Origin of the sequence: Bradyrhizobium sp. SZCCT0231 (assembly GCF_018130245.1) — a bacterium.
GTDB classification, from domain to species: Bacteria; Pseudomonadota; Alphaproteobacteria; order Rhizobiales; family Xanthobacteraceae; genus Bradyrhizobium; species Bradyrhizobium japonicum_F.
On sequence record NZ_JAFCKP010000009.1, the window covers coordinates 84357 to 98299 of the forward strand.

16 protein-coding genes are annotated in these 13943 nt (G+C 62.5%); 14 read left to right on the plus strand and 2 right to left on the minus strand.

Translation table 11 applies throughout. The annotated features are described in order from the left end of the window. Positions 1-5 precede the first annotated feature (5 nt). The 8 genes from JQ566_RS21375 to JQ566_RS21410 all read left to right on the plus strand — a co-directional run bounded on the left by JQ566_RS21375 (position 6) and on the right by JQ566_RS21410 (position 5534). On the plus strand, positions 6-695 hold the full coding sequence (locus JQ566_RS21375; protein ID WP_212375219.1) for a hypothetical protein: 690 nt from the start codon (positions 6-8) through the stop codon (positions 693-695). Next, on the plus strand, positions 692-922 hold the full coding sequence (locus JQ566_RS21380) for a hypothetical protein (protein ID WP_212375221.1): 231 nt from the start codon (positions 692-694) through the stop codon (positions 920-922). Before JQ566_RS21375 ends, JQ566_RS21380 begins: the two co-directional genes overlap by 4 nt. Before the next feature lies 1 nt (position 923). After that, positions 924-1307, plus strand: coding sequence for a hypothetical protein (locus tag JQ566_RS21385; RefSeq protein WP_212375223.1), 384 nt, complete (start codon positions 924-926; stop codon positions 1305-1307). Beyond that, on the plus strand, positions 1304-1603 hold the full coding sequence (locus JQ566_RS21390) for a hypothetical protein (RefSeq protein ID WP_212375225.1): 300 nt from the start codon (positions 1304-1306) through the stop codon (positions 1601-1603). The genes JQ566_RS21385 and JQ566_RS21390 overlap by 4 nt, the downstream gene beginning before the upstream one ends. A 66-nt stretch (positions 1604-1669) precedes the next feature. Beyond that, positions 1670-2098: a GNAT family N-acetyltransferase gene (locus JQ566_RS21395; RefSeq protein WP_212375227.1), complete on the plus strand. Its 429-nt coding sequence runs from the start codon at positions 1670-1672 to the stop codon at positions 2096-2098. 239 nt (positions 2099-2337) lie between these two features. Beyond that, positions 2338-3606: a CaiB/BaiF CoA transferase family protein gene (locus tag JQ566_RS21400; protein WP_212375229.1), complete on the plus strand. Its 1269-nt coding sequence runs from the start codon at positions 2338-2340 to the stop codon at positions 3604-3606. Between the two features lie 125 nt (positions 3607-3731). Beyond that, positions 3732-4961, plus strand: a complete 1230-nt coding sequence (locus JQ566_RS21405) for an acyl-CoA dehydrogenase family protein (protein WP_212375231.1) — start codon at positions 3732-3734, stop codon at positions 4959-4961. Between the two features lie 9 nt (positions 4962-4970). Further along, complete coding sequence (locus tag JQ566_RS21410; protein ID WP_212375233.1) at positions 4971-5534, plus strand: flavin reductase family protein; 564 nt, start codon at positions 4971-4973, stop codon at positions 5532-5534. A gap of 16 nt (positions 5535-5550) precedes the next feature. Here the strand turns inward: JQ566_RS21410 and JQ566_RS21415 are convergent, their stop codons facing one another. Beyond that, positions 5551-6468, minus strand: a complete 918-nt coding sequence (locus JQ566_RS21415) for an NAD(P)-dependent oxidoreductase (RefSeq protein ID WP_212375235.1) — start codon at positions 6466-6468, stop codon at positions 5551-5553. Positions 6469-6632: 164 nt separating this feature from the next. Between JQ566_RS21415 and JQ566_RS21420 the strand changes: the two genes are divergently transcribed. The 6 genes from JQ566_RS21420 to JQ566_RS21445 all read left to right on the plus strand — a co-directional run bounded on the left by JQ566_RS21420 (position 6633) and on the right by JQ566_RS21445 (position 12951). Beyond that, the gene (locus JQ566_RS21420; RefSeq protein WP_212375237.1) at positions 6633-7616 is read left to right on the plus strand and encodes an ABC transporter substrate-binding protein; all 984 of its coding nucleotides are present in this window, start codon (positions 6633-6635) and stop codon (positions 7614-7616) included. 75 nt (positions 7617-7691) lie between these two features. Further along, positions 7692-9386 carry a dihydroxy-acid dehydratase gene (gene ilvD / locus JQ566_RS21425; protein WP_212375239.1) on the plus strand — a complete coding sequence of 565 codons (1695 nt, stop codon included), beginning with the start codon at positions 7692-7694 and terminating at the stop codon, positions 9384-9386. A gap of 94 nt (positions 9387-9480) precedes the next feature. Then, positions 9481-10326, plus strand: coding sequence for an ABC transporter ATP-binding protein (locus JQ566_RS21430; RefSeq protein WP_212375451.1), 846 nt, complete (start codon positions 9481-9483; stop codon positions 10324-10326). Further along, positions 10323-11108: an ABC transporter permease gene (locus tag JQ566_RS21435; protein WP_212375240.1), complete on the plus strand. Its 786-nt coding sequence runs from the start codon at positions 10323-10325 to the stop codon at positions 11106-11108. Before JQ566_RS21430 ends, JQ566_RS21435 begins: the two co-directional genes overlap by 4 nt. Then, positions 11105-11872 (plus strand): ABC transporter permease, encoded by a 768-nt coding sequence (locus JQ566_RS21440; RefSeq protein ID WP_212375242.1) that lies wholly within the window; start codon positions 11105-11107, stop codon positions 11870-11872. Before JQ566_RS21435 ends, JQ566_RS21440 begins: the two co-directional genes overlap by 4 nt. A 32-nt stretch (positions 11873-11904) precedes the next feature. Further along, positions 11905-12951, plus strand: a complete 1047-nt coding sequence (locus JQ566_RS21445) for a 2,5-dihydroxypyridine 5,6-dioxygenase NicX family protein (protein WP_212375244.1) — start codon at positions 11905-11907, stop codon at positions 12949-12951. Here the strand turns inward: JQ566_RS21445 and JQ566_RS21450 are convergent. Continuing rightward, positions 12948-13940 (minus strand): 3-hydroxybutyryl-CoA dehydrogenase, encoded by a 993-nt coding sequence (locus tag JQ566_RS21450; RefSeq protein WP_212375246.1) that lies wholly within the window; start codon positions 13938-13940, stop codon positions 12948-12950. The genes JQ566_RS21445 and JQ566_RS21450 overlap by 4 nt on opposite strands. Positions 13941-13943 lie beyond the last annotated feature (3 nt).

Consider the following 13943-nt stretch of genomic DNA (forward strand, 5'->3'; position numbering starts at 1 on the left):
TACCAATGACGGACTTCGACGCCCTCACTCGGGCGAACCTACGGCGCTGGCAGGAAGCTAGGCCAACCCGGAAGCCCCTGAGCGACAGGGTCGCCAAGTCGCTGGTGGCTTCCAAGAAGCGCTATCAGACGGTAGAGGCCGGAACGGGCGTTCCGTGGGCGGTCATTGCTGTCATTCACGAGCGGGAATCGTCCCAGAATTGGGGGCGGTCACTGGCCCAGGGCGATCCCTGGGACAGGATCTCTATCCATGTTCCGGCAGGCCGGGGTCCGTTCGGATCCTGGGAAGAAGCGGCGATCGATGCGCTGCTCAACTGCCATCCGTTCTTGGGCAAGCGCAAGGATTGGTCTCTCGCCGGCGTTCTGATCGCGCTGGAGATGTACAACGGTCTTGGTTACGCCGGCAAGGGTGTTCCGAGCCCGTACCTGTGGGCGGGCACCAGTCAATACAAGTCCGGCAAGTACGTTCGTGACGGGGTCTATGATCCGGACCATGTCGACCAGCAGCTCGGATGCGTTGCGATGCTGCTCTCGATGATGGCGATCGATCCGACCATTACATTCACCGGCGCTAAGATCACTTCCTCGACGCCGCAGGAACCGCGCAGGACGCCTTCCATCGCCAACCCCTCCAAAGGCTCCATCGGCGCGTTCATTGCCCGCATTTTCAATGTCGTCACCAAGAGGAAGTCATGATCACCGCGTTCGACAAGGTTAAGGCCTGGTTCAAGGATTCCGTGACCATCCTCTGGGCCCGCATTCAGTACGTCCTGGGGGTGCTCGGCGCCGGTCTGATCGCGGCGTTCTCCGGCTACGATTTCACGCAGCTCACGAGCATGGACGCAAATTCTGCGTTCAAGATGCTTCTCGCGGTCGCGACTGCTGGCGTATTGACCGAGATTGCCCGGCGCCGGACGCTCTAAGATGTGGATGACCATCCTCAGCTTCTTGGGCGGTCCCGTCGTCAAGGGCCTGATCGACGCTTACCAGGCCAAGCTCAAGGCCGGCAATGTCGAGGCGAAGATCGCGGCAGATCTCGCTGCAAGCGAGATTGCCTCGCAAACGGCCGAGGCCAACGCGATCATGCGCTACCGCATCGCCGAGATCGGGCACTGGTACGAGCCTGACAAGCTGATGGGTTACTGCGTCGCTCTCTATTTCGCAAAGCTCCTGGTCTGGGACAAGGTTCTCGGATTGGGCTCGACGGATGCTCTGGCCGGATTTGCGGCGATCACGGCCAATCTCGTGGTCTCATTCTACTTCGCCAAGCGCGGCTTTGAGAATGTCGCGAGGATCATCAAGCGATGAAGATACCCGATGACGAGATCAAGGCCATCGTCGCCGAAACGCTGGCCGAGCAGCGCAGGCTCCAGCAGGAGAGCATCGATGCGATCGTATTGAAGGCGGTGGCGTCGGTGCTGGCCTCTTTTGGAATCGAGGATGACGACCGGAAGGAGCTGAGGGCTGATTTCCAGCACTTGCGGAGGTGGCGAAAGAGCGTGGAGCAGGCGCAGAGCTACACCTTTAAGGCGGTGATCACGGTGATTGCCACCGGTCTGATGGGGGCCGTCTGGCTCGGTGTCAAGGTCGTACTGGGCAAGTGAGCCTTAACGGCGGCGGTGACGTCGCCGCGCGCCCGATCAAGTTCTGCTGCCGCAATGAGCCAGCCCATGTACAGAATTCGTATCGTCGATGCGTCCGAGGATGACGTTGCCGACACCTTAGCCGATCTGCATCAACTCACGTTCTTCGATGCCGCGGCTATGCCCGAGTTCGACCTTGGCGTGTGGTGGCTGGCTTATCACGGCGAGGACGCAGTCGCCTTCGCCGGGGTTGTGCCGTCGACGCACGTCCGAAATGGCGGCTATTTCTCCAGGGTTGGCGTGTTGCAACGGCATTGGGGGCACGGCCTTCAGCGCAGATTGATGCGTGTGGTCGAGGCGAGGGGACGGCGCATCGGATGGGATAGCATCGTCTCTGATACGACGGACAACGCAGTATCTGCGAATAACTTCATCCAGGCGGGCTATCGGCTCTTCGAGCCCGAGACGCCTTGGGCCTGGGCTCATACGCTCTATTGGCGGAAGTGGCTTCATTGAGCAGGGTTTCCCACCGCACGGAACGCGCCCTTGATAGGGTAGAATGGCCAACACGAGACGTCACGTGACCTCGTATGCCTGAAATGTCCGAGGACCCGGCAGCCTGACGGCTGCCGGGTCCTTTTTGCGTATTGAAGCGATGCGGGCGAGGCACTTGCGAAGTCGGCGGCGCCGGGCTTTAAGTTTGCTCCTGCAAGGAATTCGGCGGCCATAAGCCGATGTAAGGGAGAGCGCTATCGATGCACGCCAAGCCTCAATTGCCGGTACGTTCGTCGCGAGGAACGGGAGGGCCGAGTGCGCTCGATGGTCTGCTGGTCGTCGATTTCACGCGCGTGGTCGCCGGTCCGGCCTGCACCCAGACGCTCGCCGATTATGGCGCGCACGTCATCAAGATTGAGAATCCCGATGGTGGCGACGACACGCGTGCCTATGAGCACGCCGAGATCGGCGGCGAAAGCGCCGCCTATCTCAGCCTGAACCGCAACAAGCGCGGCATTGCGCTCGACCTTGCCGTGCCGGAGGCCCGAGAGATCGCGCTGGATCTGATCCGCAAGGCAGATGTGGTCGTGGAGAATTTTTCGAGCGGGGTCATGAAGAAGTTCAGGCTCGACTATGAGTCGGTCGTGCCGCTCAACCCGCGGCTGGTCTATTGCTCGATCTCCGCCTACGGACGTACCGGACCGTTTGCCTCGCGGCCAGGCTTCGATCCCATCACGCAAGCGGAAAGCGGCTTCATGTCCCTCAACGGATTTGCCGACGGCCCGGCGGTTCGTACCGGCCCGCCCATCGTGGACATGGCGACGGGGATGTCTGCCTGCAATGCCATCCTGCTGGCGTTGCTTGCGCGCGACCGGCTCGGCCGTGGCCAACGGGTCGAAGTCGCCCTGTTCGACATCGCGATGGGGATGACCGGCTTCTACGGCATGGCCTACCTCATCAACGGCGAAAACCCCGGCCGGTTCGGCAATTCGCCCAGCGGGTCTCCCACTGTCGGCGTCTACGAAGCCTCTGACGGGCCGCTCTACATGGCATGCGCCAACGACCGGCTCTACCGCCGGCTCGTGGTCGAGGTGCTGAATCGGCCCGATCTCATCACCGATCCGCGGTTTGCCACGCGCAAAGCCCGTTCGGAGAACAAGGAGCTCTTGCGGGCAGCCATTGCAGAGGTCTTTGCAAGCGATACTCTGGAGAACTGGATGGCGAAGATGAAGCTGGCCAATATCCCGGTCGGCTATCTCCGGACGGTCGAGGAGGGCTTCAATGCGCCCGAAGCTCGCGAGCGCCATCGCCTGAACCGGATTCCGCACCCTACAGCGGAATGGGTGCCCAACATCGAGCCGCCGATCACTATGAGCCTAACAGGCGCGATCGACCCCGTTGCGGCACCCCTGTTGGGTGAGCATACCGAGGACGTCTTGCGCAATATCCTTGGTTACGACGAACGTCGGATCACAGAGTTTACCCAGAAAGGTGCTTTTGGCTCCGGCAAACCCTCGACGCCGATGTGAGCCTAAGGACGTGCCATGGCGCCGGGCATTGCGCAGCGTGCGGGGCGATGCTTCGCAATGCCGGCTGCATTGGCTTGATTTGGCGAAGGGGCGGTCGCATAAATATGTGAAATTGAGGGTCACGAATGGCGCCGGATCGAAAGCCGAGCATAGGGCGGTCCACCGGGCCGGAAGCCGGCGAAGGCGCCTTTGCGGCAATGATCGCGAAGGCCCGGGGCCTCCTGCCGCGACTACGTGAGCGGGCGGCGCGGACGGAGGAGCTGCGGCATCTCCCGTCGGAAACCGAGATGGATCTTCATGACGCCGGCCTGTTCCGGATGCTCCAGCCGGCCCGGATCGGCGGCGCCGAGCTCGACTATGTCGCTCTCGTCGATTGCGCCGAACTGCTCGGGCAGGCGGATGCGTCGGTAGCCTGGAATTTCGCCAATCTGGCGAGCCATCACTGGATGCTCGGCATGTTCGAGCAGAAGGCGCAGGATCTTGTCTGGGGTCGTAATCCGGACGCGCTGATCGCATCCTCGTTCATTTTCCCCGCCGGGCGCGCCACGCGGGTCGAGGGCGGATACCAGTTGCATGGCAGCTGGCCATTCTCCTCGGGCGTTGCCTCCTGCGAATGGAATATGCTTGCAAGTGTGGTCTACTCCGACGACGAGGCGGATGGCATCGAGTATCGAATCTTTCTGCTGCCGAAAGGCGATTACAAGGTGCTGGACACCTGGAATGTCGCCGGATTGCGCGGAACGGGGTCTTGCGACGTGGAGGTCAGGGACGCCTTCGTGGCTGACCATATGACTGTCGCTGTTGGGGACCTTGCCGGTGGCCCGACACCCGGAAGCAAGATCAATCCGAATCCGCTGTATGCGCTCCCCGTGTTCTCGCTATTCCCTTACGTCCTCTCCGGTGTCGCGCTGGGGAATGCGCGGGCATGTCTCGACGATTACACGGAGGTCGCGCGTCATCGCATTTCGACCTACAACCGCGCCAAGCTGAGCGATTTTCAAAGCACGCAGATCAAGATCGCGGAGGCCTCGGCCAAGATCGACGCCGCACGCCTGATCATGCGGTCCGCCTGCCTCGATGCCATGGAGGACGCACGGTGCGGCCATATCCCTGACATGGCGACCAAGACCAGATATCGGCGCGACGGATCTTTTTCGGTGAACTTGTGCACGGACGCGGTCTCGATGCTGTTTGCCGCGAGCGGCGCGCGCGGTCTGTTCACGAGCGGCGTGTTGCAGCGACAGTTCCGCGATGCGCACGCGATCAATTCGCATCTCGCATTCAACTTCGATGCGGCCGGGACCAACTATGGACGGGTGGCGCTGGGCCTGCCCTCCGAAAATCTCACGCTGTGAGGTCGGCCGATGAATGATCTGCCGAAGCAGCCCCGCGCGCCCGATCCCGCCAACGAGTTCGCGAGCGACAGCTCGCAGATCGATCCTCGCGACTTTCGCAACGCGCTCGGAACCTATGCAACGGGCGTGACGATCATCACGGCGGCAGCGCCTGACGGCAAGCCCTACGGACTGACGTGCAATTCGTTCGCCTCGGTCTCGCTGAATCCTCCGCTGGTTCTGTGGAGCCTCGTCGTCTATTCCTCGAGCCTGACCATCTTCCAGAACGCCAGCCATTTCAGCGTCAACGTTCTTGGCGCTTCGCAACAAGCACTTGCGAACAAATTCGCAAAATCCTCGGACGACAAGTTCACCGGCGTCGGCTGGACACCTGGCCTCGGCAACGCGCCAGTGCTCGCCGAGAGCGTCGCCAACTTTCAATGCCGCTCCGTGAATCGCTACTATGGTGGCGACCACGTGATCTTTCTCGGCGCGGTCGAGGCCTACACCTACAATGCGAAGGAGCCGCTGCTCTTCGCGAGAGGCGCGTTCGGTCGCTTCATGGCCGACGATGAGCGCAAGAAGGCGCCGTAACGCTCCTCAGGTCGCGCTAGACAGCGCGGCGCTCGGTCGCTGAAAGCTTGTAGATCTCCAACGCGTCCGCTTCCGCACCTCGCGCGGCCTTCGCCAGCCTGAAGAGCTGTCCGGCAAGCGAAGCCATCGGCACCGGTGTCGACGTCGCCTGCGCGACATCGGCAACCGTATCGAGGTCCTTGAGCATCGTGGCGATGTGACCAAGCGGCGGGGTGTGAATGCCCTTGACCATCCGTGGCACGAACAGCTGGAGCGGGATGGAATCCGCGAAGCCGCCGGCGAGCGCTTCGGGCAATCGGTTTGCATCAATTCCGGCGTTCACGGCAAGGCGCGTTGCTTCCGCGAGCACGGCCATCGCGCATCCGACGATCACCTGGTTACACAGTTTTGTGGTCTGGCCGGCGCCGATCGGGCCCATGTGAGTGAACCTGCGCGCCATGGTCAACACATAGGGCCGAACCCTCTCGATGTCGCCAGCTTCTCCGCCCGCCATGATGGCGAGCGTGCCTTCCTCGGCGCCCTTCGTGCCCCCGGACACCGGCGCATCGATCCAGGCTGCACCGTTCGCGTCTTTCAGTCGCGTCGCAAGATCGCGCGCCGCGTCGGGATGTATCGACGAGAAGTCGACGACAAGCTTGCCTGCGCCAGGCGCTGCTGCGAGACCTTCGGGCCCGAAGATCACCTCCTCGACCGCCGCCGCATCCGTCACGCACATGAAGACGATATCCGAGTTCACCAGGAGATCACGAGGCGTGACCGCGCGCTTGGCGCCGGCCTCGGCGAGCGGCGCCACCTTGCCCTCCGAGCGGTTCCAGACAGCGACTTGATAGCCGGCCTTGAGCAGGCGTCGGGTCATTGGCGTTCCCATGAGGCCCAGGCCGAGATAGCCGAGCTTCTCGGTGCCTTGCGGGTTTGCCTTGCTCTCATCAGCCATAGGTTGCCTCCTTCTGTCGCAATGTGACGCCGCTTTACCATACATTGCGCATGGCACGGCAAAACCGCCCAGCTCGCATGGCTTGCCTGATTGTTTGAACCATGAAACATTTGAGGCGGTCGGGTTGGGGGCGCCGGTCGGCGCCGGAGCAGCGGAGTGGCACGATGCGAACCGTTTCGAAGTGGGTCCTGGCTTTGGGGGCGGCAGCAGCCGCGAGCGCGGTGGCGAGCCCATCTTGGGGGCAGCAGACGATCCGCGTCGGTTGGACGATCCCAGCCGAGGAATCCAAGTACTGGATGATGCGTAGGCCGACCGAATTTCCCAATATCGGCAAGGCCTACAACATCGAATGGACCCAATTCCAGGGTACCGCGCCGATGACGCAGGCATTGGCGGCCGGTGCCCTCGATTGCGCCACGCAGGCGCCGTTGTCCCTTTCGAATGGCGTGGTCGGCGGCAATCTCAAGGCCTACATCGTGGCGCAGCATGTGTTCGAGAAGCCCGGCGGTTTCTCGGTCTACTGGGCCGTCAAGGATGACTCGCCCATCAAGACGATCGCGGATCTCAAGGGCAAGACGGTCGGCATTTCCGTGATCGGTGGCGGCACGCAGGGGCCGTTCAACCTGCTCTTGAAGCAGAATGGCGTCGATCCGGCCAAGGACATCAAGCTGGTCGAGGTCGGCTTTGCCGTTTCCGAGGACGCGCTGCGCCAAGGCCGCGTCGATGCGGTCAACATGAACCAGCCGTTTGCCGCGCGTGCGGAGGCGAAGGGCGGCACAAGGAAGCTGTTCTCGCTGTCCCAGGCCATGCCGAACATCGTGCACATCTTGGAAGCCTGCCGTGCCGATTTCGTCGACAAGAATCCAGAGCTGGTCAAAGCCTATGTCCGCGACATCACGTCCGGCATGAAGAAGGCGTTGGCCAACCGCGAGGAAACCTTGAAGGTGGTGTCCGAAGTGCTGAAGGCGCCTGTTCCGGTGCTCGAGACCTATCTGCTCAAGGACAACGATTTCGGCCGAGATCCAGGGGCCGCGCCGAACTTCCCGGCGATCCAGAAGATGTTGGACATCTATGCAGAGACAGGAATGCTGCCAAAGTTGGATGTAGCACAGTTCAAGCATCAGACGATCGTCGCTCCGCTGCAATAGGCGCGGGACGAATTCTCGAACGTAACATAGTGGCGTTCCGGATCGTCCGGGACGCTGCATGAAGAAGATGCACATATGAAGAAGCTGCGATCACGGGTCACCACGGACGGGCTCGACCGAGCCCCGCATCGTGCATTCATGCGCGCCATGGGGCTCGACGACGCTGCGATTGCCAAGCCGATGGTTGGCATCGTCAGCATGAAGGGCGAGCAGACACCCTGCAACATGACGCACGACTTCCAAGTGGCTGCGGCTAAGACCGGAGTCGAGGAGGCCGGCGGCACACCGCGTGAGTTCTCGACCGTCTCGGTATCCGACGGCATCAGCATGAACCACGAGGGAATGAAGTTCTCTCTGTTTTCGCGGGAGCTGATTGCCGATTCGATCGAAGCGGTCGTCCATGGGCTGGCCTATGATGCGCTGATCGGATACGGCGGATGCGATAAGACGCTTCCTGGCGTGATGATGGGCATGGTTCGCTGCAATGTGCCATCCATTTTCATCTATGGCGGCAGCTCGCTGCCGGGCCGCGTGGACGGGCGTACGCTGACGGTGCTCGACTCCTATGAGGCTGTCGGCAGCTTCATGACCGGCGAGATCGACGGCACAATGCTCGAGCGGATTGAGCGTGCCTGCCTGCCGACGATCGGCGCGTGCGCCGGCCAATTCACCGCGAACACCATGGGAATGGTCTCGGAGGCAATGGGGCTGACCATTCCCAACGTCTCGATGGTGCCCGGTGTCTATGCGGAGCGTGCGCAGATCTCGCGGCGTGCCGGCAGGCTGATCATGGAAATGCTGGAGCGCGATGGGCCACTGCCGCGCGACATCGTGACACGGAAATCGCTGGAGAACGGCGCAGCAATTGTTGCGGCGACGGGCGGCTCGACCAACGCCGCGCTGCACCTGCCTGCCCTCGCGAACGAAGCCGGCATCGCGTTCACTATCGACGACGTCGGCGAGGTCTTTGCCAGGACACCCCTGATCGGGAATCTGCGTCCCGGCGGCAAATACACGGCAAAGGATGTCTATGACATCGGCGGCGCGGCGGTTGTGATCCGTGAGCTGATCCAGAGCGGGCATATCGATGGCAGCTGCTTGTCCGTTACCGGCCGCACGCTTGCCGAAGAATATGGTGCGGCCAACGCGCCCGATGGAGAGGTTGTGCACGCGGCCCGCGCACCAATGATGCCTGACGGTGGCGTGGCAGTTCTGAAGGGCAACCTCTGCCCCGATGGTGCGGTGATCAAGGTCGCCGGTTTGAAGAGCCAGTTCTTCGAAGGCGTTGCTCGCGTTTTCGAGGATGAAGAAGCTTGCGTCACAGCGGTTCGTGACCGCAGCTACAAAGCGGGCGAGGTTCTCGTGATCCGCAACGAAGGGCCGGTCGGCGGTCCTGGCATGCGCGAAATGCTCGGCGTCACCGCACTGATCTACGGGCAGGGCATGGGCGAAAAAGTGGCTCTGATCACCGATGGCCGGTTCTCCGGCGCGACCCGCGGGATGTGCATCGGCTACGTGGCCCCCGAGGCATTTGTTGGCGGTCCGCTGGCGCTTGTTCGCGACGGTGACAGGATCCGGATTGATGCCGCAAACCGGCGGATGGATGTCCTGCTCGACGAGCAGGAGCTCTCCGCGCGGCGACGCGATTGGAAGCCGCGCCTGCCGCGCCACCGTGCTGGTGCGCTCGCAAAATATGCGCGACTGGTTGGGCAGGCGCCGGGCGGAGCCGTTACGCATGAAGGCCCGGCAGAATGGCCGTGGTTCGAATGACGCACCGCACCGGTGCCAAAAGGACGGCCTGTCTGGCAGGCTTCTTGCTAAGCTCGTGCCGCCGAATGTTCGTGCGAGCGAGACGGAAGACGGGATGACGGTGGTGCCTGCGAGACCGAGCGAATGGATGAGTCCGGTGACGTCACAAGAGCCGGCTTCTGTAATCATCGAGATCGACCGCGTCTCGCAGGTCTTTCAGACCTCGGCGCGCAAGGATCATTTGGCGCTTTCGGACATCTCGCTGACGATCGAGGAGGGCGCCTTCGTCTCTATCCTGGGTCCGTCCGGCTGCGGCAAGTCGACACTGCTCTATATCGTCGGCGGTTTTGTCAGCCCGACCGGCGGCATGGCGAAGATCAGGGGACATGCGATCACCGCGCCGGGGCCGGATCGCGGACCGGTGTTCCAGGAGTTTGCCCTGTTTCCCTGGAAGACCGTGCTGGGCAATGTGATGTATGGGCCACGCCAGCAAGGTATGCGCACCGCCGAGGCCGAAGCGCAGGGCCGGGCCCTGATCGAGATGGTCGGCCTCAAGGGCTTTGAGAATTTCTACCCCAAGGAATTGTCGGGTGGCATGAAGCAACGCGTGGCGCTTGCGCGCACGCTCGCCTACCATCCCGAAGTGCTGCTGATGGACGAGCCTTTCGGTGCGCTCGACGCGCACACCCGGACCCGCCTGCAGAACGATCTTCTGAACATCTGGGAGCGCGACCGCAAGACGGTGCTATTTGTCACTCATTCGGTTGACGAGGCCGTCTTCCTCTCGGACAAGGTCGTCATGATGTCGAAATCACCCGGGCGAATCCGGCAGGTCATCGACATCGATCTGCCGCGGCCGCGCCGCCGCAACGAGCTGCTGCTCGATCCGCGGTACCAGAAGTACGTCGTCGATATCGAGCGCATGTTCGATGAGAGCGACGAAGCCGGGGCGCCCACATGATGTCGCCGGCCGTCTTGACTAGGCGGGCTGCTCCGGTGCTGGCCTGCATCGGATTGCTGGCCGTGTGGCAGGTTGCCTCGCTCGCGCTGAAGAACGACAGCTTCCCCACGGCGGTCGAGGCGGTCCGGGCAATTCCGGACATTCTCGGCGACAAGGAATCCCTGACCAACATCCTCGCTTCGCTTCGTCGCATGGCGATCGGGTTCGGCGTGGCGGTGCTGGTTTCGATTCCGCTGGGCCTGTTGATGGGACGCAGCCGGGCCGTCGCGGCCTTCTTCAATCCACTGCTGATGGTGATTTATCCGGTGCCGAAAGCCGCCTTGATGCCGATTATCATGCTTTGGCTGGGCGTCGGCGACGTCACCAAGACACTGGTGATCTTCCTGGGCGTTAGCCTCCCCGTGATCTACCACAGCTTCGAGGGTGCCAAGGCCGTCGAAGAGAAGATGCTGTGGTCAGGTGCCGCGATGGGACTTTCCCCCGCACAACGCCTGGTGCGGATCGTGCTGCCCGCGGCGCTGCCGGAGATCCTGACGGGATGCCGCACCGGATTGGTGCTGGCGCTGATCACGATGATCACCAGTGAGATGATCGCCCGTCAGTCGGGCGCCGGCAACATCCTGTTCAATGCGCTCGACATGGGCCAGTACGATACCGTCTTTGCGATGATCATCATCGTGGGGGCGATGGGAATTTGCCTCGACGCGATTTTCGAAAGGGTTCGTGCCAGGCTCGTGCGCTGGTCCGAGCCGCAGTTCGACATGCCGCTGAGCTTCTCATGATGTCGCGCCTGCTCCCCTCTAACCTTGTTCTTGGGATCGCGCCGATCGCGCTGGTCATCGCCTTGTGGCAAGGCCTGGTGTCATTCGGCTTTGCGCCCGCGGTCTTGCTGCCGCCGCCGGGCTTCGTCTTCAGCCGGCTGCTTCAGCAGCTCGTGACATTGACGTTTCAGCAGGAAATCGCGGCAACGCTGATCCGCCTGTTTGCCGGGTTCGCGATTGCGGTCGTGCTTGGTGTGAGCATCGGTATCGCGGCTGCCGCCAGTCCTGTGATCAACGCCGTGGTTCGGCCGATCGTCCGTGTATTGGCCCCACTGCCCAAGGTTGCGCTCTATCCGGCGCTCCTGCTTTTGCTCGGGTTCGGTCACGGATCGAAGGTCACATTGGTAGCTGCGGACGCGCTCTTTCCCATTCTGCTCTCCACCTATTACGGTGCATCGACCGTCGAGCAGAAGCTGATCTGGTCGGCCATGGCAGCGGGAACGCCGCGCTACGAAATCCTCCTCAAGGTCGTGCTGCCGGCGGCGATGCCGTCGATCCTCACCGGGTGCCGGATCGGCCTTGTCATTTCCTGCATCGTGGTGTTTCTGGCCGAGATGATCACGTCGACGGACGGACTGGGGCACGCACTCGTGACGGCGGCCCGAACCTTCCAGGCCGTGGATATGTTCGTGCCGCTGATCACGATCTCGCTGCTGGGCTTGATCCTGAACGGCCTGCTGGGAGCCGTGCGATCGTACTTGCTCCGGGGCTTCCCCGAAGCGTAACTAACAAGAATCCTGAAGACCGGGAGAGAACCATGCTGGCTGATCGCATCGAGGCAAAATGGATCGACGCATTCTGCGAGATCTTTGACCGATGCGCGGTCAAGGCCGGCGATACCGCGGCGATCCTCTCGGAAACCCAGTCGCGCGCGTTGAACGTGCATCTCGCGGAGCTGGCCTTGCTGCGGATGGGGGCGCGGCCGTTTCATGTGGTGATGCCGACACCGCGTAACCGGCATGTCGTTCCGGTCCGCTCGACCGGGGCGAGCGAGGCGATCCAAAAGCTTGGTCCAGTCATCACGGCGCTTCAGCAGGCCGGCTTCGTGGTGGATTGCACCATCGAAGGACTGATGCACGCGGTGGAGACGCCGGAGATCCTCAAAGCCGGCGCGCGGATCCTGGTGATTTCCAACGAACATCCCGAGGCGCTGGAGCGGATGGTGCCGGATTCCGCGCTCGAGAAACGCGTTCGTGCCGCGGCCAAGATGTTGCGCGCGACCAAGCGGATGCGGGTGACCTCGAAGGCCGGCACGGCGCTCGATGTCGATATGGCCGGCGCGTCGACGGTCGGTGTGTGGGGCTGGACTGACAAGCCCGGCACGCTGGCGCATTGGCCCGGTGGAATCGTCGTCAGTTTCCCCAAGAGCGGGACCATCAACGGCACGCTGGTGATGGCGCCGGGCGACATTAATCTCACCTTCAAGCGCTACCTGACGTCGCCGGTGAAGATGACGTTGAAGGACGATTATGTCGTCGAGCTGGAAGGCGAGGGCACGGATGCTGCGATGATGCGTGCCTATCTCGCTGCCTGGGGAGACCGCGAAGCCTATGCCGTCTCGCATGTCGGCTTCGGCATGAATCCCGGCGCACGCTACGAGGCGTTGTCTATGTACGACCAGCGCGACACCAACGGCACCGAGATTCGGGCCGTCTCCGGAAATTTCCTGTTCTCGACCGGCGCGAACGAGTTCGCGGGGCGTTACACGGCGGGACATTTCGACTTGCCGATGATGGGAACGACGATCGAGCTCGACGGCGTTGCGGTGGTCCGGGAGGGTGTGCTCCAGGACGTCTTCGGCTAATTACGGTCGAGCACCGGGGGGCGCGCCAGTCCGAAGTGCCGGAGCAGGTCGACCATCGCCCGGAGGCGCTTGGCGCGATAGGCGTCGACGTCGAGCCCGGAATAGTCGAGAAAGCCTGCGCCCGTGCGCAGGCCGATCCGGCCTTCATGCATGTTGCGTGAAATGACGTCGGGCGCCCGATAGCGCTCGCTGCCGAGCGCGCCTTCCAGATACCTGCTTGCATAGTAGAGGATGTCGCCGCCGCCCCAGTCGATGAATTCGAGCAGTCCGAGCACGGCGTAGCGGAAGCCGAAGCCGTAGCGGATCGCCTTGTCGATCTCCTCAGCGCTCGCGACGCCTTCTTCGACCATGCGAGCGGCCTCATTCATCGCCAGCGCCTGGATGCGTGGAACGATGAACCCTGGAGTGGCGGCACAGACCACCGGCACCTTGCCGATACCTTCGAGCAGCGTCTTGACCTCTGCGACGATGGCAGGATCGGTTGATTTGCCGGGCGAGACTTCGACCAGAGGGATCAGATAGGCCGGATTGAGCCAATGCACGTTGAGGAAGCGGCGCGGGTTCACGATCGCGCCGGAGAGATCATCGACGAGAATGGTCGACGTCGTCGATGCGATGACTGTATCCGGACCGACCTGCTTTGAAGCCGCCCCGAGCACCTCCCGCTTGAGTTCGACGACCTCGGGAACGCCCTCGAAGACCATGCCGGCGCCGGATAGCGCTTCTTCGCTCTGGCTGGCTGGGACCACCGAGATCCGCGCGATGAGCGGATCGACATCCGCCTCGGTCAGCAGCCCCAGCTCCGACAAGCTGGCAAAGGTCTTCCTGACCTCGCCGAGTCCATCCGTCTCCAGCTTGGTGAACTCCGCCGCGGAACGCGTCTTGACGTCGATCATCGTGACGCTATGGCCTGCATAGGCAAACGCGACGGCGATGCCGCGGCCCATGCGGCCAGCCCCGAGACAGGCGATGTTGACGCGACTATTCATTGA